General features: G+C 33.0%; 14 protein-coding genes and 3 tRNA genes. 4 read left to right on the top strand and 13 right to left on the bottom strand.

From position 1 onward, the window contains the following. Window position 1: 1 nt before the first annotated feature. The 5 genes from CLU83_RS08090 to CLU83_RS08110 all read right to left on the bottom strand — a co-directional run bounded on the left by CLU83_RS08090 (window position 2) and on the right by CLU83_RS08110 (window position 7,578). On the bottom strand, window positions 2-1,147 hold the full coding sequence (locus CLU83_RS08090; protein WP_232727024.1) for a glycoside hydrolase family 18 protein: 1,146 nt from the start codon (window positions 1,145-1,147) through the stop codon (window positions 2-4). Between the two features lie 47 nt (window positions 1,148-1,194). Next, on the bottom strand, window positions 1,195-2,259 hold the full coding sequence (locus tag CLU83_RS08095; protein ID WP_100431130.1) for a carbohydrate-binding family 9-like protein: 1,065 nt from the start codon (window positions 2,257-2,259) through the stop codon (window positions 1,195-1,197). A gap of 7 nt (window positions 2,260-2,266) precedes the next feature. Further along, entirely contained in the window at window positions 2,267-3,232 is a 966-nt protein-coding gene (locus tag CLU83_RS08100; RefSeq protein ID WP_100431131.1) for a glycoside hydrolase family 130 protein, read from the bottom strand. 191 nt (window positions 3,233-3,423) lie between these two features. Continuing rightward, on the bottom strand, window positions 3,424-5,301 hold the full coding sequence (locus tag CLU83_RS08105) for a sodium:solute symporter family protein (protein WP_100431132.1): 1,878 nt from the start codon (window positions 5,299-5,301) through the stop codon (window positions 3,424-3,426). Window positions 5,302-5,334: 33 nt separating this feature from the next. Next, window positions 5,335-7,578, bottom strand: a complete 2,244-nt coding sequence (locus tag CLU83_RS08110; protein WP_100431133.1) for a GH92 family glycosyl hydrolase — start codon at window positions 7,576-7,578, stop codon at window positions 5,335-5,337. Between the two features lie 122 nt (window positions 7,579-7,700). Here CLU83_RS08110 and CLU83_RS08115 point away from each other — a divergent pair, with 122 nt between their 5' ends. Then, window positions 7,701-8,759, top strand: a complete 1,059-nt coding sequence (locus tag CLU83_RS08115) for a sensor histidine kinase (protein WP_100431134.1) — start codon at window positions 7,701-7,703, stop codon at window positions 8,757-8,759. Between the two features lie 63 nt (window positions 8,760-8,822). Continuing rightward, window positions 8,823-9,536: a LytTR family DNA-binding domain-containing protein gene (locus CLU83_RS08120; RefSeq protein ID WP_100431135.1), complete on the top strand. Its 714-nt coding sequence runs from the start codon at window positions 8,823-8,825 to the stop codon at window positions 9,534-9,536. Between the two features lie 404 nt (window positions 9,537-9,940). Here CLU83_RS08120 and nagB read toward each other — a convergent pair whose 3' ends face one another. The 5 genes from nagB to CLU83_RS08145 form a co-directional block, all read right to left on the bottom strand. Continuing rightward, window positions 9,941-11,854 carry a glucosamine-6-phosphate deaminase gene (gene nagB / locus CLU83_RS08125; protein ID WP_100431136.1) on the bottom strand — a complete coding sequence of 638 codons (1,914 nt, stop codon included), beginning with the start codon at window positions 11,852-11,854 and terminating at the stop codon, window positions 9,941-9,943. A 150-nt stretch (window positions 11,855-12,004) separates the two neighbouring features. Next, window positions 12,005-14,101 (bottom strand): alpha-L-fucosidase, encoded by a 2,097-nt coding sequence (locus CLU83_RS08130; RefSeq protein ID WP_100431137.1) that lies wholly within the window; start codon window positions 14,099-14,101, stop codon window positions 12,005-12,007. A gap of 537 nt (window positions 14,102-14,638) precedes the next feature. Next, window positions 14,639-14,712, bottom strand: a tRNA-Arg gene (locus CLU83_RS08135). A 32-nt stretch (window positions 14,713-14,744) separates the two neighbouring features. Beyond that, window positions 14,745-14,819 (bottom strand) — tRNA-Pro (locus tag CLU83_RS08140). Window positions 14,820-14,834: 15 nt separating this feature from the next. Continuing rightward, a tRNA-Ser gene (locus CLU83_RS08145) sits at window positions 14,835-14,921 on the bottom strand. Window positions 14,922-15,442: 521 nt separating this feature from the next. On the opposite strand from CLU83_RS08145, the gene CLU83_RS08150 reads away from it, so the two are divergent. Further along, window positions 15,443-16,627: an acetyl-CoA C-acyltransferase gene (locus tag CLU83_RS08150; RefSeq protein WP_100431138.1), complete on the top strand. Its 1,185-nt coding sequence runs from the start codon at window positions 15,443-15,445 to the stop codon at window positions 16,625-16,627. A gap of 103 nt (window positions 16,628-16,730) precedes the next feature. Next, window positions 16,731-17,492, top strand: a complete 762-nt coding sequence (locus CLU83_RS08155) for a C40 family peptidase (RefSeq protein ID WP_100431139.1) — start codon at window positions 16,731-16,733, stop codon at window positions 17,490-17,492. Between the two features lie 115 nt (window positions 17,493-17,607). Here CLU83_RS08155 and CLU83_RS08160 read toward each other — a convergent pair whose 3' ends face one another. The 3 genes from CLU83_RS08160 to gyrA form a co-directional block, all read right to left on the bottom strand. Further along, window positions 17,608-18,672, bottom strand: coding sequence for a hypothetical protein (locus CLU83_RS08160; RefSeq protein ID WP_100431140.1), 1,065 nt, complete (start codon window positions 18,670-18,672; stop codon window positions 17,608-17,610). 544 nt (window positions 18,673-19,216) lie between these two features. Further along, the gene (locus tag CLU83_RS08165; protein ID WP_100431141.1) at window positions 19,217-20,485 is read right to left on the bottom strand and encodes a tetratricopeptide repeat protein; all 1,269 of its coding nucleotides are present in this window, start codon (window positions 20,483-20,485) and stop codon (window positions 19,217-19,219) included. A 40-nt stretch (window positions 20,486-20,525) separates the two neighbouring features. Further along, a complete protein-coding gene (gene gyrA / locus CLU83_RS08170; RefSeq protein ID WP_100431142.1) occupies window positions 20,526-23,171 on the bottom strand; it encodes a DNA gyrase subunit A in 2,646 nt (881 codons plus the stop codon). Window positions 23,172-23,192 lie beyond the last annotated feature (21 nt).

The following is a 23,192-nucleotide window of genomic DNA, read 5'->3' on the forward strand; positions in this document are numbered from 1 at the left end:
TTTAATTCGTTTCTTTTGTTTTACCTGCTCTTTCATATAGCTTGTTTAATAACTCCTGATTATTGTCTAAACTATATTCCCAGAACATAGCGCCACCTAATTTTTTTTGTTTAATAAATGCTGCCTTTAAAGCAATTTCTTTTGGAGTTTCATAAGAAATAAAAATATTGTCCTGAGCATTCCATAAATAAGATGCTTTTGCCGAATCATCATATAATTCCTGAAATTTTCCTGATTTCAATGCTGCTGTAATTTCCCAGGATGCCACAATAGCGCTTCCCGTTAAAGCTGATTGGTATAAGCCATTATTCGCAGCTGTTACTTTTTCCCACTTTCTTCCATAAAAAGGGAGTCCTAAAATAAGCTTGTTAGCAGGAACACCTTCTTTTAAAAATTTATCTACTGACTCACTAATACTATTTCCGCCAAATTTTTCTTCTTTTGAAGGATATAAATTAGCGTGATGTCCGGTTTGATAAAACCAACCGTTGTAAAAATCGTAACACATTAGATTTATAAAATCAAGATATTGATGTGCTTTTTTCAAATCAGTATGATTGAGATATTCCTGATCTGATCCTGCTGCAATACTGAGTAAATAATGTTTATTATCCGTTTTAGTTTCAATTTCTAATTGTTTACGCAATTCTCCTAATAACAAAGTAAAATTTTCTTTGTCTGAAGGTCTAAAAGCGTTGTCCTCTGCACGTTGTCCGGGAAATTCCCAATCAATATCAATCCCGTCAAAACCATAAGCTTTCATTAGTTTAACAGCACTTTTAGCAAATTTTTCTCTTGATTCGGCATAAGCAGCTATGTTTGAAAATTGATCTGACCAAACCCAGCCACCAATAGAATACAATACTTTTAAATCAGGATTTTGCTTTTTAAGTGCCATTATAGTTTCTATTTTAGCCTTATCTGTAGCCAGCTCAAACTGAACATTACCATCAACAATATTAGCAAAGGCATAATTAAGATGAGTTAACTTGCCCCCATCAATTTTTGACGGATCAAAATTCTCGTAGCCGGCAACATATCCAATTATTTTAAAATTCTCTTTGGATTGATTTTGTTTTTTTTCTAATGAAGAACAAGCAAAAAAAATACTAATAATCAGGATTAAAAAAACTGATTTTATTGCCATATTATGTTGTTTAAAATGAATCATCAATGATAATTTGTCTGTTTTTTTTACTTTAAGAACTGACCATCTTCTCGTATAATAAAAATTTGATTTGAGAAAGGACTTTTTACTGAAATATTATATCCTGAGGCATGATTTTCAAAAATAGGTTTTAAAATTTTATTATCCACGCTGATAGTTTCTTTTGTAAGAGCAGTTAGTGATTTTGCCCAGACTTTATTTTTTTGAAAATATTCTTTCTGGGCTCTGTATAAATTGTAAAGTTCCCATTTCACTTTTTCGTCCTGCGGAATTTTAAAAGTGTCTTTTTCTTCTTTTGAAGAGAAATAAACATACCCCCATTTTTCAGGTTCATGCATATTGATTACTCCCATTGGCGACCAAACCCAATTGTATTCGGGCAAAAATTTTCCTTCAGAATCTTTTTTTCGTTCGTAAGTATTGTTTATTACCGTGTGCTGCCAATTTACCCTTGAGAAATTGACACGCCAGAACTTATCTACTGGAACATTTTTGTCAAAGTAAGACGTTTTATAAGATGCCCAGGGAATCGCCATTTCTAGAATCCAACCTTCATCAACATCGTTTGGATTATTAAGCGTTCCGTTAATTTTTACCGCTGATTTAAGCCCTGGAATATTCCAGTCATTTAATACAACATTGTCATTTTCTCTATATGGTTTTGACAGAAACAGATCCCAAGCTGTATTTAAAGCATTAATTTCTAATTCATAATAGTTAAAAGTGTCACTATCAGGATCTATGAAAACTTCAAAATCGTTGTTGTAAAAAATAATGGTGTCACGTTGTTTTAAATTAGCCCAAACATGCGGCTCATCAATTTTAGCCAATATATAAAAATTAGTTTCATCCCAGAGCATTTTAACTTTTGTTGCGTATTTTGGTCTTTCGTTATTGGATATATCTTCAAAAAGATCAGTCCAATCTGCTTTATTCCATGAAATATCAGATTCATCTCCGTCAATTACAATCGGATTTGAAGTTTTAGCGGCCACGTAGGTTTTAGGTATAATTGTATTTTTCGATTGTGAATATCCACTAATCGAAATAAACCCTAAAGCGATTGTTAACCATTGAATTTTTAAACGCATACTTTTTCTATAAACTGTTTTCTTTTGTAAACTGAATTACTTCGCTTAATTTACCAAATGCAAGTGCCACAACTGTATCTGCCGCACCATAATATACGGCTAATTTATCTTCTTCTAAGCTATGTAAGGCGGCACATGGGAAAACTACATTTGGAACATCTCCAACCATTTCATAAATTTCTGCTGGTCCTAATAAATAAGGCTGTGTTCTGTATTTTACTTTGTCCGGTGAATCGACATCTAAAAGCGCTGATCCCATTGCGTAACGGAAACCGTTGCAGGTATTAATAACGCCGTGGTAGATCATTAACCAGCCTTCTTTAGTAAGAATTGGGATTGGTCCTGCTCCAACTTTGGTACACTGCCATGCACTGTCTTCAAAAGGAGTTGGTTTCATCACGAGTCTGTGTTCACCCCAATATTTCATATCCGGGCTGTAGCTAATCCAAATATCTCCAAAAGGTGTGTGTCCGTTATCACTCGGGCGGCTTAACATGGCGTATTTTCCGTTTATTTTTTGTGGAAACAAAACTCCGTTTCTATTGAACGGTAAAAAGGCATTCTCGCATTGAAAAAATTCTTTGAAGTCAAATGTATATCCAATACCAATTGTTGGTCCGTTATATCCGTTACACCAGGTTATCCAATAGCGGTCTTCGATAAAAACAACACGAGGATCGTATTTATAAGCCGATTCGATCATTTCAGTATTACCTGACTGCATTACAATTGGTTCATGATTAATATCCCAATCGATTCCGTTTTTACTAAAACCAGCAAAAATATTCATTTGAACTGCTTTATTATCACATCTGAAAACACCTGCAAATCCGTCTCCAAAAGGAACTACTGCACTATTAAAAATACTGTTTGATGATGGTATAGCGTATCTGTCAATAATTGGATTTTCAGAATATCTCCACATTACGTCATTGCTGTTTTCGGGTTTGTCTTGCCAAGGAATTGTACTCATGCTTTCTTTATTATTATAGTTTGTTTAATCTTTATCTTTATTTAAACACATAGAAACATAGATTTCATAGCTTAAAAAGGCGTTTCACTTGCATTAAAACACATAGCTATGTGTGAGAAACTAGTTTCTTTTATATTCTTTTTTTTACACATATAAGCCTATGTTTCTATGTGTTTAAAATTTTCTAATTACTAATCTTCTATTTTTCTAACTTTATCCAACCAAGTAAATTTCAAGATCGTAGTCGTTACTAAAAACACAACTAGTGCCGTAATTGCCTTTGGATAATCTCTGATGATGAAAAATATCGGAAGCAAAATCATACTTGACTGCCATACAATCCCGATCACACAATTCAGCATATCTTTCCAGAAATCATTATTTTTTTCGAAAGTCTGATCTTCAGTTTTTAATATTTTATAAACCGGATTCCACCAGCCCCAAGGTCTTACGTTTTTGTAAAAAGATTTCAAAACTTCCATATCTGTAGGTTTGCTTAAAAAAGTTCCTAAAAGACACCCCAAAATAGAAAACCCAAATATTAATGGAAACAAGTAAATGGCTTGTACTTGTGCTAGATCATATAAAAATGATCCTTCTGTTAAACTTCCTTTGGCCTGACCTAAAGCAAATTGTAAAGAAGCAATGATCAATCCGGCGAACATTCCCCAGAAATAACCCCAGCCGTTAAAACGCCACCAAATCCATTTTAAGAAATTTGCTGCTACGTAACCTCCGTATAATGCACTTGTAATCCATAACGTCAATGAATTAATTGAGTCTGCAAAGAATCCCATAAAAACGCCTAAACCAACAACCAGAAAAGAAGAAATCTGACTTACTTTTATATAATGTGCATTTGAAGCAACCGGTTTAAAGTACTTTTTATAAATATCATTCACGATATACGCCGGTCCTGCATTTACAAAAGCTGAAAATCCAGACATGAAAGCAGCTAATAAACCAGCCAATAAAATTCCTTTAATTCCAACAGGAATGTATAAATTGACCACTTTTGGCATTAATAACTCTAAATCAGCTCCTGTTAATCCTGTATTCGCATTCAGCTGCGGTGCCAAATTTATCAAAGCAATTACAACGATTCCAGTAATTAATAAATATCTTGGAATGAATAAAATTAAGTTCGTAAAACCACTCATATAAGCCGCTTCTTTTACCGATTTGGTAGAAAGTACTCTTTGTAAATCATAACTTGGGGTTGGACCTGCGATACTGGCGAAGAAACCTTTGAACAAAGTCATTCCTATAAAAGCGCCAAACATTTTGTACCCTTCAGAATCAATTAAATTATTGAAAGTTTGAAACTTATCACTCCATTGGGTTTCAAATTGCCAGCCGAAGAAAACATTTTTCCACTCTTCTGTAATAACCGAATTTATCTGAATATCTGTATAGTTAATAAAAGCGTAACCAGCAATTAAAACACTGGCAACAATCATAATTAAATATTGTACAACCTCTGTTGCTACTACAGAGAACATTCCGCCTTTTACAGTGTAAATTGTCGTTAAAAGAATAATAATCAAAGCATAAGAACGCTCTGAAGTCAGCAAAATTAAATCACCGTAATGAAGCGTTAAATCCCAAGGAAGAATGATGGTTATAAATTTCCCTATTCCTTCAAAAAAGTAAGCGATAAAACCAATGGTAGAAATAATGGCAAAAATAGCCACAATAATATGTGATGCTTTTCCGGCTCTGTCGCTTCCAAAGCGGGTTAAAATCCATTCAGAACCTGTCATTACTTTTGATCTTCTGATCCAGACTGCAAGAAACATCATCACGAAAATCTGATTCCATATCGGCCAAAGCCACATAAACATGAAACTTTTTACACCATACAAAAATAGCACTCCAATCATCCAGGAAGTTCCTGAAACATCAAACATTCCTGATCCGTTGCTTAGACCTAAAAGATACCATTTTATTGTTTTTCCGCCAAGGAAATAATCATCTAATCCTTTTGATGCTTTTCTTGAAATCCAAATTCCTATACCTACTGAGAGCAAAATATAAGCTACGATGATTGATACGTCAATGATATCCATTAATTTTTATTTATTAATTAGTTAAATGGTTTGCTATTTTTTTAATCCCCAGCTTTTATTTGGCTGTGCTCCCATTACAAAATGTAAAACTCCGCCTTTTAAAATCTGTTGGTGCGTAATTGCTGTTTGATTGAATTCGGAGCCATTTAGTGCTACTGATTGTATATAAAAGTTTTTGTCTGAAACATTTTCTGCTTCAATTACAAAAGTTTTTCCGCCTTCAAGATTGATTGTTGCTTTTTCAAAAATTGGACTTCCAATTTCGTATTCTCCCGAAGCTGGATTCATAGGATATAGTCCCATAGAACTGAAAACATACCAGGCCGACATTTGTCCGCAGTCTTCATTACCGCTCAATCCGTTTGGCGTTGTATTGTATTGCGTGTCTAAAATATGACGTACCCAATATTGCGTTCTCCAAGGCTGATTAGCATGATTGAACATGTAAGCTATATGATGGCTTGGCTCATTTCCGTGTGCGTATTGCCCAATTAACCCTGAAATATCTGCAGAAACATTGCTTCCTGTAATTTCTGAGCTCTCTGTAAATAACTGTTCTAAACGTTTTGCAAAAACTTCATCACTTCCGTGAAGCGAAATTAAATTGTCTACATTCTGTGGTACAAACCAGCTGTGCTGCCAGGCGTTTCCTTCGGTATAATCTGTATGTTCTCTGTGGTTGGAATGTTTGGGATCGAAAGGCTCATTCCACGATTTTCCATCTTCCGCTTTTCCTCTCATAAACCCAGTTTTTGAATCAAATAAATATTGATAAGCCTGAGAACGTTTTAGAAAAAATTGATAATCATCACTTTTGCCTAAAGCTTTGGCCATTTGAGCCACACACCAATCGTCATAAGCATACTCTAAAGTAATTGTTACTGATTCATCAAGTAAATTATAAGGAATGTAGCCGTATTTTTTGTAGAAATTCAAGCCGCGTTCATCCTGCATCATTGTAGCTTTCATAGCTTCGTATGCCTTTTCAGCATCAAAACCTTTGATGCCTTTTTGGTACGCATCAACAATTACAGGAATTGAATGATAACCCGTCATTGTATTGGTTTCATTGGCGTAGAGTGTCCAGACCGGTAATATCTTTTTGGTATCGTAATAGATTAACATTGAGTTTACAATATCTGAAACTCTATCCGGAGCCAATAAGGTAAGTAAAGGATTTTCAGCCCTAAAAGTATCCCATAGTGATAAGGTCGAGTAAGCGGTATAACCTTTTGCAGCAACAATTTGGTCATCCTCTTTTCTAAATTCTCCGTTTTTATCACTATAGGTTACAGGTGCTAATTGTGCATGATACATTGCAGTATAAAACATTGTTTTTAATGAATCAACGGGTGTTTCTACTGTAATTTTACTCAAAGCAGTACTCCAGATTGTGGCTGCCTGAGATTTTGTTTTTTCGAAAGTTGATTTTTCTCCGTCCAGATTATCTTTTGCATTATCCGCACTTACAGATGACAAGGCCACTTTTACAAATAATTCATTTGTATTATTTGTATTGAAAAATAATTGTGTTGCTGTATTTTCTCCATCTGCTTTATTTCCTGTAACAATTTGTTTATTAGCAAGTAAAATGGATTCTGAAATTGGTTTTGAAAATTTTGCCACGAAAAACACTTTCTGATTTTTTGCCCATCCGGTACTAAAACGATACCCGCTTATGGTATATTCATCTTCAATTGTAATTCTTGTTTTCAGGGTTTTGTCCCAATTAATGGCAAATCCAAGATCGATTACGACCGATTGTTTATCATTTTCTACAAATGTATATTTATGGAAGGCAGTTCTTTGGGATGAAGTTAATTCTACATTGATTTTAGGGTCTTCAAGAAAAACCTGATAAGAGCCCGGTGCCGCTTTTTCATTAACATGACTATAGGAAGATTTATAAGGTAATTGATCGCGTGAAGTTGTTTTTGTTGTTAAATCGACTTTTTTATTTGTCGGCATGAATAAGATATCTGCCAAATCTCCAATTCCAGTTCCGCTTAAATGCAGATGACTGAAACCAGCAACAATAGAATCCGAATGATGATAACCCGAACACCAATCCCAGCTTGAAATTCCATTGTCTGGGCTTACCTGCAGCATTCCAAATGGAACTGTTGCTCCCGGATAAGTATGCCCGTGACCACCAGTACCAATAAAAGGATCAACATAGTTGACAAAAAGTGTTTTGTGATTGTGATTTTTGTTTACATTTATTTTGCAACTTGCAGCTAAAATAACAAGCAAAACCAGCAGGGTAAAATTCTTCATATTTAACAATCTTAATTTAACTTTAAAATTAAACAAATTCAACTTTTATTTAATAGTAATTTAGACGGACAACATATAAACTAAGATAAACATCAAAAAATTCACAAAAGCATATCATTATTATGAATTTAAATTCCAGCAAATTATATCGATTACCATTACATTATCACATCTTTTTTTGGCTTACTTACTTTTTATTTAACACATTTCGTTGGGGAAGCTATTTTAATGATTATCTGTATTCATTAAAAACAAACTTATTGGGCTTTCCTATTCACATGACATTATGTTATCTGAATATCTTAATATTTATGCCTTATTTGGTTTATCGAAAAAAATATCTTCTATATGTCCTTGCGGTTTTATCCTCCATATTTATAATGGTATTTATAAAATTTAATCTCACATACTTATTAATAACGCATAACGTCTGGCCCGAAGGACCTGAAACTATCGATAAATTAACACTCAATTATACTATAGACATGATGATGGGGGAACTCTATGTAATCACCTTTGTGACAGCAATTAAGATTACATTCGATTTTTTGAATGAACAAAGAAGGGTAACCGATCTTGAAAAATCTCAATTAGAAACAGAATTGCTTTTTCTTAAATCTCAAATTTCTCCACATTTTTTCTTCAATACCCTCAACAATATTTATTCTTTATCGGTAGAAAAATCAAATAAAACTCCAAAAATTGTTCTCAAACTTTCTGAATTAATGCGTTACATGCTGTACGAAACAAAGAATAAGAAACAAACTTTAGAAAACGAAATACTTTGCATACAAAATTACCTGGACTTAGAAAGAATTAGAAATGATGACCGATTAGAAGTTAATATGTATATTTCAGGAGACATTCATGATAAAGAAATTAGTCCTATCATACTGCTCACCTTTATTGAGAATGCATTTAAACATGGTGTGAACAAGAACACCGGAGCAGTTATAATCGACATCAATTTTAAGATTAAAGGTGATTTTTTGCATTTCACAATTACTAACCCAATGCCCGAAATTACTGAACATAAAGATAATTTTAACAAGTCTAGCGGTATAGGTTTAGAAAATGTTAAAAAAAGGCTTGAATTAGGTTATAATAAAAGCGATTATAAGCTTTCATTTAAAAATAAAAAGGATATTTTTGTTGCAAAGCTTGTAATTAAAGTATCTTAAAAACAATTTTCTCTCTTTTTACAACTACTAAATTTATTTCTCTCAAAAAAAACATAAATAGTAATGAAAATAAATTGTTTAATCATAGATGATGAGCCATTAGCAATTAATGTTATTAAAAATTACCTGGAGCCTGTTGAAAATTTTGAGGTAATAAATACTTTTAGCAATCCAATTGAAGGCTTAAATTTTTTAAAAAACAATAAAGTTGATGTAATTTTTCTTGATATCAATATGCCGGTTCTAGATGGCATAAATTTCATAAAAAGTCTAGAAAACCCTCCAATACTTATTATTACAAGTGCTTACAGTCAGTTTGCTATAGAAACTTATGAATTAGACGTTCTAGACTATCTGGTAAAGCCAATCGAATTTCCAAGGTTAATGAAAACCCTAAACAAGATTAGCAAAAGACTTAACAATAACAGTAATACCCCGCAGGAAAATAATCCTGAAAGCCCTTTTATTTTTGTTAAGATCGACAAGAAGAGAATGAAAAAAATATTTTTTAATGAAATTTTAGTCATTGAGAGTTTGAAAGATTACCTAAAAATAAATACTTTAACCGGTAAATACATAATACACAGTACATTATCTGACTTTACAGATTTATTACCCGAAAGAAATTTTTTGAGAATACACCGATCATATACTATTGCTATTGATAAGATTGATGCCGTTGAGGGAAACAGTATCGAAATTGAAGGACTTAGATACGTAATTGGAAGATCTTATATTGATCACGTAAAACAAAGAATTTTAAATTCTTCTATTTAATACCTGATCAAAGCCGAAGGAGCAATGTAATGCAAAAGATCTTAACTTTGCTTAGGGCGACTATTTTGAATTTTCCTTATCCATTATACCCGTTTTAGGTATAATTTAGATAGGTATCAGGTTGTGCGGAGTCGAGCACTTTCAAAGTAAAAGCGCTTTACTCAAAGTTATTATTTGTACCAAAATAATACCATTTAGAAATATAAAATAGTTTTTTTGTTTAACCTCACCCCGACCCTCTCCAAAGGAGAGGGAGATAGAATTGGATTATTTTATATTTCTAAATGGTACAAGTTTTAATTATATAAAAAAAATGCAACCATTACGGTTGCATTTTCAACAAACAGGTAACTAACTAACCAAAAAAAATATCTTATATAATTTTTGTACTTATTAAAAACAAACTAAAAATGATATCGTTTAAATGCTTCAATAGCAGAATAATCAGCTAGTCCCAAAGCATTATATTTTTCTGCTGTCAATCTATTTCTATCTTCAACTCTTACCCAAAATTCTCTACTGTCATCTCCCTGAAACATTACTCCATCTTTTTGAGATTGGTGATAGAAAATCGCATGACGTTTTTTAAGAACCTGATCGGGACTCATTGGAACCGCCATTTCAATTTGAAATGATTCCCACTCGTGCCACGCTCCTCTATATAACCAGACCCAGCAATCATCCATAAAATCTTTATGCTTTAATCTTTTTAAAGCCTCAAACAAACTATCTAAACAAACCTTATGAGTTCCATGCGGATCAGCTAAATCTCCTGCTGCATAAATTTGATGCGGTTTTATTCTTTCAATAATATCGCACATAATTTCTATATCAGCTTCACCCAGATTATTTTTTTTAACTGTGCCCGTTTCATAAAAAGGCAAATCCAGAAAGTTAACATTTGAATCCAGCAAACCTAAATATCTCATAGCAGCCAAAGACTCGCTTCTTCTAATTAATCCTTTTAATTTTCTAACTTCTAATGAATCAATATCAGTAGCTTTTTTATTCTTTAAAAAGTTGATAATGTCTTCAGATTCGTTGGAATTTTTATTTAATGCCATCGAAATTTCAGCAAATTTTAAAGCCTCTTCATTAGAAACAGCAATATTTCCAGATGTCTGGTATGCTACATGCACATCATGTCCTTGTTCTACCAATCTGTCAAAAGTTCCTCCCATCGAGATAACATCATCATCAGGGTGCGGGCTGAAAATGATAATTCTCTTTCTTTCCGGAGTAGCTCGTTCTGGTCTGTAAGTATCATCTGCATTTGGTTTTCCTCCAGGCCAGCCAGTAATAGTCTGCTGCATTTTATTAAACATTTTAATATTTAAATCATAAGCAGTTCCTTCTTCTGTCAACAAACTAGACATACCGTGTTCATTATAATCTTTATCTGTAAGTTTAAGAAAAGGCTTTTTAGTCAATTCACTTAACCAGGCAACTGCCTTAAGCTTTAATTCCTCTGTCCAGATAATTGATTTTACTAACCAAGGTGTTTTAACTCTCGTTAATTCTGATGAAGCCTCGGTATCTAAAACAAATGTTGCGTTGCTGTGCTGTTGTAAATATGTTGCAGGCACTTGTGCAGAAATTTCTCCTTCTATAGTTTTTTTTATGATTTCAGCTTTACTGATTCCCCATCCAAGAAGTACAATTCTTTTGGCAGTTTTTACAGTACCAATTCCCATTGTAATGGCTTTTCGGGGTACGTTATCAATACCTAAAAATGAAGATGCAGCATCGATACGTGTCAAATGATCAAGCGTAATGCTTCTTGTTCCTGAATTAACGTGAGATCCCGGCTCATTAAACCCAATATGACCTGTTCTTCCAATTCCTAAAAGCTGGAAATCTAAACCACCGTATGATTTAATTTTCATTTCATAATCGATACAATATTGCTGTAAATCTTCATTACTGATATTTCCGTCAGGAATATTAATATTTTCCGGAAGAATATCAACATGATTAAAAAGATGCTCATGCATGAAATACCAGTAACTCTGGATATTATTTTTATCCATTGGATAATATTCATCCAAATTGAAGGTTACTACATTTGAAAAACTTAAGCCTTCTTCTTTATGCAGTCTTACAAGTTCTTCGTAAACTTTTACCGGCGAAGATCCCGTTGCTAATCCTAAAACGCATGGTTCATTTAATTCTTCTTTTCTCTGAATTATGTTTGCTATTTCTTGTGCAACTAATAAGGAAGCTTCCTTAGATGATCCGAAAATCACGTTATGAATCTTCTCAAAACGTGTTTCTTCAAATTTTCCAGCTTCTTTAAAATTTATGCCTTCTTTAGTCATTTGCCCGTTTTCTTTAAATTATTATAGTATAAAATTAAGAATTAGTCCATCTGCAGAATTAAAAATTCGACTAATAACCTGTTAACTTCGGCAAAAGACACAAGCAGAAACTTTAAAAAAAATCGATACCAAGTTAAGCTTCGTTTATATTTACTTTTCGATCACATTTATTTCGCTAATGGAAAATGTCTGACCTTTTCCTTCAGTTGATTTAGCTACAAAGCGCAGGTATCTTGCTTTAGTTTCAGCAAATGTTTTTACTTGCTCGATGGGATTGTTTTTAATATTTGAAAATTCACCCTGAGATTGTATCGTCCATTTTATATTATCTAAACTTGTATAGAATTCATATTTGGATATTAAATTAAGGTTGTTACCCACTTGTTGCGGAACATAAGTAAACCCTGTTATTTTCAGAATAGCTCCCATATCAATTACTACTTCTTGCGATAGATTATTGCTGTCGCTTCTAAAACTCCAGTCTGTATCTGGATTTCCGTCTATAATTCTATTTACCGAATTCATATCGCCGTTTGATGCGGTAACAACTTTCCATTTTTCTTTAGAAATGCCATATTTTGCTGCTGAAACTGCACTGCTAATGTTTTCTTTGTTATTGATCGCTATCGCTTTTATCTGAACTGCTTTATTATATTTAAAAACACCTTTATATAATGTACTTTTTACAGACGGCTTAGAACCATCAATAGTATAATAAATACTATTTCCCTCTTCAGATTTCATAGATACATTTCCATTTTTATCACGCTGAATTTCCGGAGCCCGCACAAAAGTTGGTGCATTATAAGCCTGAATATTCGAAATTACAATACTCGCTTTTGCATCAATAATATTTATTTTAAGTGCAGAAACCGTAACGCGGTCTATTCTTAAAATTCTTTTATAGCCGATAGTAGTTTCGTTGGCAATAGTTTTCCATTGTCCGTCAATTTTTGCTTCTACAGTAAAAGCTTTGATGCGTTGTCCTAATTTTATATACTCCTGAAGCAGAATCCGATTGATAGCTGTAGGCTTATCAAAATCAAAAACAATTGAAGCTGTTTTTACATTATCATCTGTAGCCCAATAAGTATCTTTATTTCCGTCAACTACATTTTTGGCAGCAAATTCATTACTGCTGCCTCTGTTATTATCTGCTGCTACTTTGCTTGATGCTAATAAATCGGTTTTAAAATCTTCTTTTATGGTTGCAACCAGTTCTTTTAGTCTGGCTTCGTCATTTTTATGAACCAATCCTCTTTTGTCTACAGGCAGATTAAGCAATAAATTAGCATTGCGACCTACTGATTCATAATAAATGTCTACCATTTCATCGAGTGAGCGTACTTTGTCATCTTCAACAGCATGATAAAACCATCCTGGTCTTATTGATACGTCGGCTTCACCAGGAACCCATTTTTCTCCATCTTCATGCCCGGACATGAACTCGGTATAATGTACTTTTCCTGCCAATTCATCTTTCTGACGTAAAAGACTCCAATTTGTTTTTCCGGCACGGCCTTCTTCATTGCCAATCCATCTGGCTTCTGAAGGACCAACTCCCCATACCAAAGTTTTTGGTGCTGTTTTATAAATTAGTTTATAGGTTTCATCCCAATTGTAATATTCAAGGGTATTTATTTTTCGGATTTCATTTGCTCCGCCATAATAACCATCACCACCATTGGCACCATCAAACCACATTTCGAAAACATCACCATAATTAGTAAGCAATTCTTTCAGCTGATTTCTAAAATACGCAATATATTCCGGTTTGCCGTATTCAGCATGATTTCTATCCCATGGAGAAAGATATAGTCCTAATTTTAAATCGTACTCTTTGCAAGCTGCAGCTAATTCTTTAACCAAATCTCCTTTGCCTTTTTTCCATGGAGAATTTTTTACAGATCGTTCTGTATAAGCTGATGGCCATAAACAAAACCCATCATGGTGTTTTGCTACTAATATAATTCCTTTCATGCCAGCTTCCTTAGCAATCCGAGCCCATTGACGAACATCAAGATTAGTAGGATTAAAAAGTTTTGGAGACTCCTCTCCATAACCCCACTCCTTATTTGTAAATGTATTTAATGAAAAGTGCACAAAAGCATAAAACTCCATTTCATGCCAATCAACTTGTTTTTGTGTTGGCAATGGACTAAATGGCTCAGGAGACTTTGCCAATTCCTGAGAAGAAATTGGTGCTACTATTAAAAAAAAACTAAGCAGTAAAAAAATATTTTTCATTAGGTCTAAAATTTAATGTTTTGCCTTTAAGGCTAATTAAAATATAAATTTAAAGTAAATCAATATTCTATTTCATACTATTTCGACCAACAACGTTTTTTTCACCACATCGGTTTATTTTTTATTAGGATTAATATATCTAAGTAGATTTTGATAACTGTATTCATAATAGCTTAAGTTTTTGCCATTATAAACACCACCTGTGTGCTGCCTTTCAAACTAAACCACTATCACTATGAACTGAAAGTCCATAGATTTGGTTGGCAGACTAAAAGTCTGCAAGGTTGCGGTGCATATTTATTTGCCACAAATTAGCACTAATTAATTTGTAAAAATTTGTGCAATTTGTGGCTAAATTTTTTAGAAGCTAAAGCAAATGCACTAAAGTACATAGTTTTAAACTATATCTGAGACCAATAAATTATTGAGATAATATACTTGAATGTATTAATCAAATTGGAATTTAATTTAGAAAAAAAAAAAACTGGCAACTAAAAACAAAAAAGCCTCAAAATCAAAAGATTATGAGGCTTTTCGTGAACGCAGAAGGATTCGAACCTTCGACCGCCTGCTTAGAAGGCAGGTGCTCTATCCAGCTGAGCTATGCGTCCATTTTGTTTTAAAACTTTATGGAAAAGTTTTGTCGGGGTGGCAGGATTCGAACCTGCGGCCTCCTGCTCCCAAAGCAGGCGCGATAACCGAGCTACGCTACACCCCGAAAGCAAAATTTAAGCGGAGAGTAAGGGATTCGAACCCTTGGTACAGTTACCCATACGCTTGTTTAGCAAACAAGTCCTTTCGGCCACTCAGGCAACTCTCCAAGCTCAAGAAACGTGTTCTGTTTTGCGGTTGCAAATTTAAGACATGTTTACGTTTCTCACAACTATTTCAGCACTTTTTTTTAATATATTTTAGTGTTCCATCAAAATGACTTCACAATCAAAGATATAGCAGACAATAAAAAAATACCAAAACGAAATTACTCATCTACCAAAAACTTAACCAGAACTCCCCTTCCATATTTTAGAATATACAGCCCAAAAAGCACTTTATCCAAAACAATAATAAGTCAGAATAGGTCTTTTTACTTAATCACATTTTTAAATTCTGAAAATGAAAGACTTAACAAATAAGCTAATAATTTATAAAACAAAACTTCAAATACTATTACTCTCAAATATTTTAAAATACGATATTTAAAAAAGAACACTTTAACAATTTACTCAAAAATACAGGTTAAAACACATATTCATTAGATATATCCTAATTTAATATTACAAAAAATTTTAATCTTCCAAAAAATACTTAAATTTGCTACACAAAATCAATATCATATAAAACATGAGTAAAAGAGTTGTTATCGTTTCTGCTGTTAGAACACCTATCGGCAGTTTTATGGGAGGTTTATCTGCAGTACCTGCGCCGCGATTAGGAGCAATAGCTATAAAAGGAGCTTTAGACAAAATACAATTAGACCCAGATTTAGTTGATGAAGTTTTCATGGGTAACGTAATTCAAGCTGGTGTAGGACAGGCTCCAGCCCGTCAGGCAGCAATTTACGCTGGTCTTTCAACTAAAGTAGCCTGCACTACAGTAAACAAAGTTTGTGCATCGGGAATGAAGGCTATCATGCTGGGCACACAAGCAATTCAATGTGGTGATGCCGAAATTGTAGTTGCCGGCGGAATGGAAAATATGAGTTTAATTCCTCATTATATGCACTTGAGAAACGGAACTAAATTTGGTCCCAATACTATGGTCGACGGAATGCAAAAAGACGGATTAACTGATGCTTACGACAACAATGCCATGGGTGTTTCGGCAGACTTATGCGCAACAGAATACAAGATTTCAAGAGAAGAACAAGATAATTTTGCAATTCAGTCTTACGAGCGATCCGCTAAAGCCTGGAGCGAAGGAAAATTTGATAACGAAATAGTACCTGTAGCCGTCCCTCAAAGAAAAGGCGAACCAATTATCATTTCAAAAGATGAAGAATTCACCAATGTATCATTAGAAAAGATACCCACATTAAACGCAGTATTTACAAAAGACGGAACAGTTACAGCAGCAAACGCATCAACTATTAATGATGGAGCTGCCGCAGTTATTTTGATGAGTGAAGAAAAAGCAATTTCTTTAGGATTAAAACCTTTAGCATTCATAAAAGGATATGCAGATGCTGCTCAAGAACCAAAATGGTTCACAACGAGTCCTGCAAAGGCACTTCCCAAAGCATTGGCAAAAGCAGATCTGACTTTAGACGAAATTGATTATTTTGAATTTAACGAAGCATTTTCAGTGGTTGGATTAGCTAATTCAAAAATACTTGGATTAAACAATGAAAAAGTAAACATTAATGGAGGAGCTGTATCATTAGGACACCCGCTTGGCTGTTCAGGCACGCGCATTATTGTAACTTTACTAAATGTATTAGAGCAAAACAATGCTAAATATGGCGCAGCTGCTATTTGTAATGGCGGTGGCGGGGCATCGGCTTTAATTATAGAAAGAAATATTTCATAAATACCCATTCAAATAAAACAAAATAATTAAATAATACGAATTGAAAATCACTATTTTTACGGTCATTTTTGATTCGTATTTATTTTTAATCTAATTTATATAAATGTTTGGAATTTGTAATTTAGCCATGATTCCACTTCGTGCAGAAGCCAGTGATAAAAGTGAAATTGTTTCCCAAATTTTATTTGGAGAGCATTTTGAAGTTTTGGAACAGCACAACCAATGGACTCGCATTAAAACACAATATGACCAATACGAAGGCTGGATTGACACTAAACAATTTCAAATAATTACCGAATCAAACTATAAACAGCTTTCCTCAGATGCTATAATTTTGAATGCCGATTTAATAGAATACATTCTGGCTCCATCTAATTTATTAATTCCAATACCGCTTGGAGCGTCTTTGTCATTTTTAAATTATCCAGAAATAAATACTAATCATTTTGATTTTGAAGGAACTAAAATAAGCGGCATAAAACTCAAAAAAAATCTACTCTCATCGGCTTTCATGTATTTGAATGCACCTTACTTATGGGGAGGAAAAACACCTTTTGGAATAGATTGTTCCGGGTTTACCCAAATGGTATACAAACTTAACGGATACAAACTGCTAAGAGATGCTTCGCAGCAGGCAACCCAAGGCGAAGCGTTAAGTTTCATTGAAGAAAGCGAACCAGGTGATTTAGCCTTTTTTGACAATGACGAAGGCAATATCACACATGTCGGAATCATTATGGAAAATAACTATATTATTCATGCCAGCGGAAAAGTACGAATTGACCGTCTTGATCACTTAGGAATCTATAATGCAGAAAGCAACAAACACACTCATAAACTTAGAGTAATTAAAAAAATAATTTAAAACAAAACCATTATTTAATAAGATTATACATCTCATTAAATAATGGTTTTGTTTTAAATTAGTATTAAAGGATTACCTTAAAAAAAATCTATAATATTTCTAGCATTTTTTTACTCTACATAGCTGCCTTAAGCGCATTATACTCATTAGTCATATCTAACGAACGGTAAACACTTAATAACGATTTGACAACATCTTGATTTTTTGGATCAATATCCAATGCTTTTTTAAGATACGGGATTGCACTTTTAACCAAATTATCTTTTTTAATTTTTAGTACATCATATTGCTCCATTTCTTTTGGAGTATTGCCTAAAGCTGACATTTGATCTAACAATGTTTTTTTAGACTCTAATTTAACATAAGCCAAGTTAATATAAGCGTCAATATATTTAGGATCCAATTCTATAACTTTATTATAGCAAATTTCAGAATTTCCCAAATCATTTTTACTCAAATAAATATATGCCAAATTCTTATTAACCTCTAGCCTTTTAGAGGGAGAAAATTCATCTCTAGGCTTTTCATAAAGACCTGCTGTAATCCCTGAATCTCTCGCTCCACCAGAAACAAAAGCATCTTCTTCTTTTGTTTTTTTATTAGTAGCATAATAAATAATTCTTTTTCCAGAATAATTAATCTTTTTTAATTCTTCATAATATTTAATAGAAGAATCATAATCCTTAGCCGTCATAGCTGCCGCAGCAGCATTAAATAAATTCAAAGTATCTCTTTTATCAAACAAATAAACTTTGTAGCTCTTTTCAGCACTCTCTTTATATTTTCCATTTTTAAAATCATCAACTGCGCCATTAACCAGTTTAGATTTCATCTCTTTTAATGCAGTATTAGCCTGTAAGGAATATTTATATTTGCCTGCTTCATTTTCTGCATTAATCAATTCCTGATATGCTTCAGAAGCCAATGAAAAATTATTAGCTGCATCAATGTTTTTTGTCGCTAAATCCTTTAATATATTTCCCTTTAAAAAATAAAAATCAGATTTATCTTCATCATTTGCATTAACAATAAGATATTCTGTCTTTTTTAAAACTCCCAATGCATCTTGAGATTTTCCGCTCGCAAAAACTGATTGAGCTTCTTTTATTTGTCCTTTTTGGGCATTAACACAAACATTTATCAATAACACTATTGATAGTATTACAAATTTTCTTTTCATTAGGTTAAGTTTTAGATTATTATAGGTTTTGGTTTTGGTTTAAGATTTTAAAAAGAATATAAACAATTTGATTACCGAAGGTTCTCAGCACACAAACTATATTCTCAAATATGGATCCAAAATTTTAGTCGATTATGAAAATCAACTATGCAGCGTAGTTTTTTATCATATTTTATAGTTATGGGGGTTAGACATTCAATTAATTATTTTTTTAGAAAAATCATTTTTTTTAACAATATATAATTTACAATGTATTTTTACTGCATTTTTTTTATCAAATATTTTAATTTTCATCTAAAATAAAATTAAAAATTGATAATACAAGTTTTTTTTAAACAATTTTTTAATTTAATTATAACGATTTCGTAAACAGCATAAAAAACTCCATTTCTCGATTTTTTTAATCATTATTCAAACATAAATCCATCATAAGAATACTAAACAGACCTAGTAAATGATTTTATTTGATTCCATAAAATCATAAACAAAAAAAATCCTGCTCTGAGGTTATCAAGCAGGATTTTATTATCTTTTTAAAAGTAGTTTACATTTTAGCCTTCAAAGCTTTGTATTCTGCTGTCATTTCTAGAGCACTATAAACATTCAGTAATGTCTTAGTAACATCTGCATTACTAGGGTCTAATTCGACTGCCTTTTGTAAGTAAGGAATAGTACTTTTAAATAAGTCTTCTCTCTTCTTTTTCAAAATATTATATTTTTTTGTATCATCCGCAGAAGTGCCTAATTTATTCATGCCATCAATGATATTTTTTTCATCATCAAGCTTCATCGCCGCCATATTAATATAAGCATTAGTATATTTTGGGTTTAATTCTATAACTTTATTATAAAACTTTTCCGCTTCGCTATAATTTTTTGCTTGAGCACTTATAACACCCAAATTAAAAATCAAATCAACATCATTTGGATTTTTTTCTACAGCTTCAGAGATTAATTTTTTATATGTATCCATATCTTTCGTTTCAAGATACAAATTAGCTTCGGTCAACAGTAACGAATTATCATCTGGATTCGTTTTTCTAGCGGCAGCAACTGCCTTCTTAGCTTCATCAATTTTCCCTTGCTGCACATAAATCAAAGCCACATTTTTATATATTTCTCCTCTTTTAGAAGGCACATTTTCAACTCTTGGTTTTTCATGAGTCCCCATTTTAACCATTCTGTCTCTATCAGCAGCTGTATTGAAAAAATCTTCTTGACCATTCACTTTATTAACTGCATAATAATAAGTTGCTTTTCCAGAATAATTCAGCACTTTTAACTCTTCATAAAGTTTCAAAGCATTGTCATAATCTTTTGCATTAACATAAGTTGAAGCAGCATAATAAAGATTTATAGTGTCTTTTTTTTCTAATAAATAAGCCTGGTAAAGTTTTTGAGCTCCCTCGGCATCTTTGTTTACTTTAGTATCTTCAATTGCACCATTAACTAATTTTCCTTTAATCTGAACGATTGAAGTTGCCGCTTGTGCAGAATACTTTGCCTTACCCGAAACTTTTTCAGCCTCTATTAAATCCTGATAAGCTTTTGCTGCTAAAATCAAATTCTTATCCGCATCAACTTTTTTATTAGATAAATCAAAATACGCATTCCCTTTTACAAATAAGAACTGAGCCTTTTCAGCATCAGGAGCATTAGTTGTTAAATATTCAGCTCCTGTCAAAACAGTAATTGCCTCTTCAGACTTTCCGTCTTTTAATAATTTTTCTGCAGCTTTAATTTCATTTTTTTGAGCAAAGCTCGTTACTGATAAAAATAATGCTGACGCAATTATTACATATCTACTTTTCATATTAATTTATTTTATATTTACTTATTCAATTACTGTGTAACTATTCCTCGTTATCAGTATCGTCTTCATCTGAATCATCTTCTTCTACTTCATCTTCAGAATCGTTGTCATCGTCATCTGCAGTACCATCATCTTCAAGTACTTCAAGTACTGGTTTCACCCTTTCGATTACTTCTGCCTCGATAACATTTCCATCTTCATCAACAATAACTTCTGCAACATCATCTTTCATTACCTTAGTAACTGCCGCTATCGAATCATTTCCTTTCAGATTAATTAACTTAACTCCTTGAGTTGCACGCCCCATAACGCGTAAATCTTCAATAGCCATCCTGATTGTTAAACCTGACTTATTGATAATCATTAAATCATCTGCATCTGTTACAGCATTTATAGAAATCAATTTTCCTGTTTTTTCCGTAATATTTAAGGTCTTAACTCCTTTACCTCCACGGTTTGTAATTCTATAGACATCTTCACCGTCTTCATCAACTAATTTGGTACGTTTGCCATATCCGTTTTCTGTAACAACTAAAATTTGTGAATCATTAATATCATCTTTATCAACAGTAACCATACCAATTACTTCATCAGCATCATCCTTTAATGTAATTCCGCGGACTCCAGAAGCAGTTCTTCCCATCGGACGTGTTTTGGTCTCTTCAAAACGAACTAATTTCCCAGATTTAACAGCTAAAATGATTTGGCTTTCACCATTAGTTAATTTTGCTTCTAATAATTCATCTCCTTCTTTAATAGTAATTGCAGCAACACCATTTACTCTAGGTTTAGAATATTTTTCTAAAGATGTTTTCTTAACCTGACCTTTTTTGGTTACCATTACAAGGTTATGACTGTTGATATAATCTTTATCTTTTAAATCTTGTGTGCAGATAAATGCTTTTACTTTATCATCACTTTCGATGTTTACCAAGTTTTGGATTGCTCTACCTTTAGCCGTTTTACTTCCTTCTGGAATTTCATAAACACGCATCCAGAAACATTTCCCTTTTTGAGTAAAGAACATCATGTACTGATGATTAGTTGCCACATACATGTGTTCTAAGAAATCCTGATCTCTTGTTCCTGCGCTTTTTTGACCAACTCCTCCTCTATTTTGTGTTTTGTATTCCGTAAGATTTGTACGTTTGATATAACCAGCATGAGAAATTGTAATAACCACATTTTCATCTGCAATTAAATCCTCTATACTAACATCTCCTCCTGAATATTCGATTTGAGAACGACGTTCATCACCATACTTTTCACGAATCTCTTCAAGTTCTTCCTTAATTAATGCCGTTCTTAAATTTACATCAGCTAATAAAGCTTTCAAATGCTCTATTAACTTCATCAACTCTTCGTATTCAGCTCTTAATTTATCCTGTTCCAGTCCTGTTAACTGACGCAGACGCATTTCTACAATCGCTCTAGCCTGAATATCTGATAAATTAAATCGCTCAATCAATTTTTCACGAGCTTCTTCAATATTTTTAGACCCTCTAATTAACGCTATAACTTCATCAATATTATCTGACGCAATAATTAAACCTTCTAAAATATGAGCTCTTTCTTCGGCTTTACGCAATTCAAATTGAGTTCTGCGTACAACAACATCGTGACGGTGCTCAATAAAATAATGAATCATATCTTTTAGATTCAACATTTGAGGACGGCCTTTTACCAATGCAATATTATTTACACTGAAAGATGATTGTAATTGCGTGTATTTATATAAGGTATTCAAAACCACATTTGGCGTTGCATCACGTTTCAATATATAAACGATACGCATACCATTTCTATCCGATTCGTCACGAATATTCGCAATTCCTTCAATTTTCTTTTCGTTAACCAAATCAGCAGTACGCTTAATCATATCAGCTTTATTAACTTGATATGGAATTTCGGTAACGATGATTGATTCTCTGCCGTCTACTTCTTCAAAACCAACTTTGGCACGCATAACAATACGCCCTCTACCCGTTTTAAATGCCTCACGAACACCTTCATAACCATATATCACACCTCCAGTAGGAAAATCTGGAGCTTTAATATGATTCATCAATTCATCTATTTCAATATCGTTATTTTCAAGGTAGGCTAATGTACCATTGATAACTTCAGTTAAATTATGTGGTGGCATATTAGTTGCCATACCTACAGCAATTCCTGTTGCTCCATTAATCAATAATGTAGGAACTCTGGTTGGCATTACTTTTGGTTCATATAAAGTATCGTCAAAGTTAAGCTGGAAATCAACTGTTTCTTTTTCGATATCGGCCATAATTTCTTCCGAAATCTTTTTCATTCTGGCCTCAGTATAACGCATTGCTGCAGGGCTATCGCCATCTACAGATCCAAAGTTACCTTGTCCATCAACTAACAAATAACGCATACTCCATTCTTGAGCCATACGCACCATAGCATCATAAACTGAGGTATCTCCATGAGGGTGATACTTTCCTAAAACTTCCCCGACTATTCTTGCAGATTTTTTGTGGGCAGATCTTGAGTTTACTCCTAAATCATACATTCCATAAAGTACTCTTCGATGTACTGGTTTCAAACCATCTCTTACATCAGGAAGCGCTCTTGAGACAATTACTGACATCGAATAATCGATGTAAGCTGATTTCATTTCATCTTCAATGTTAATAGGAATTAACTTTTCTCCTTCAGACATAAATATATTCTTAAATTAAAA

The organism is Flavobacterium sp. 1, assembly GCF_002797935.1.
Lineage (GTDB): Bacteria > Bacteroidota > Bacteroidia > Flavobacteriales > Flavobacteriaceae > Flavobacterium.

Coding starts and splice junctions, on each gene's coding strand:
- CLU83_RS08160 (WP_100431140.1), bottom strand. CDS start 18,672: ATGAAAAGAAAATTTGTAATACTATCAATAGTGTTATTGATAAATGTT.
- CLU83_RS08115 (WP_100431134.1), top strand. CDS start 7,701: ATGAATTTAAATTCCAGCAAATTATATCGATTACCATTACATTATCAC.
- gyrA (WP_100431142.1), bottom strand. CDS start 23,171: ATGTCTGAAGGAGAAAAGTTAATTCCTATTAACATTGAAGATGAAATG.
- CLU83_RS08100 (WP_100431131.1), bottom strand. CDS start 3,232: ATGAGTACAATTCCTTGGCAAGACAAACCCGAAAACAGCAATGACGTA.
- nagB (WP_100431136.1), bottom strand. CDS start 11,854: ATGACTAAAGAAGGCATAAATTTTAAAGAAGCTGGAAAATTTGAAGAA.
- CLU83_RS08165 (WP_100431141.1), bottom strand. CDS start 20,485: ATGAAAAGTAGATATGTAATAATTGCGTCAGCATTATTTTTATCAGTA.
- CLU83_RS08105 (WP_100431132.1), bottom strand. CDS start 5,301: ATGGATATCATTGACGTATCAATCATCGTAGCTTATATTTTGCTCTCA.
- CLU83_RS08095 (WP_100431130.1), bottom strand. CDS start 2,259: ATGCGTTTAAAAATTCAATGGTTAACAATCGCTTTAGGGTTTATTTCG.
- CLU83_RS08110 (WP_100431133.1), bottom strand. CDS start 7,578: ATGAAGAATTTTACCCTGCTGGTTTTGCTTGTTATTTTAGCTGCAAGT.
- CLU83_RS08130 (WP_100431137.1), bottom strand. CDS start 14,101: ATGAAAAATATTTTTTTACTGCTTAGTTTTTTTTTAATAGTAGCACCA.
- CLU83_RS08155 (WP_100431139.1), top strand. CDS start 16,731: ATGTTTGGAATTTGTAATTTAGCCATGATTCCACTTCGTGCAGAAGCC.
- CLU83_RS08120 (WP_100431135.1), top strand. CDS start 8,823: ATGAAAATAAATTGTTTAATCATAGATGATGAGCCATTAGCAATTAAT.
- CLU83_RS08150 (WP_100431138.1), top strand. CDS start 15,443: ATGAGTAAAAGAGTTGTTATCGTTTCTGCTGTTAGAACACCTATCGGC.
- CLU83_RS08090 (WP_232727024.1), bottom strand. CDS start 1,147: ATGGCAATAAAATCAGTTTTTTTAATCCTGATTATTAGTATTTTTTTT.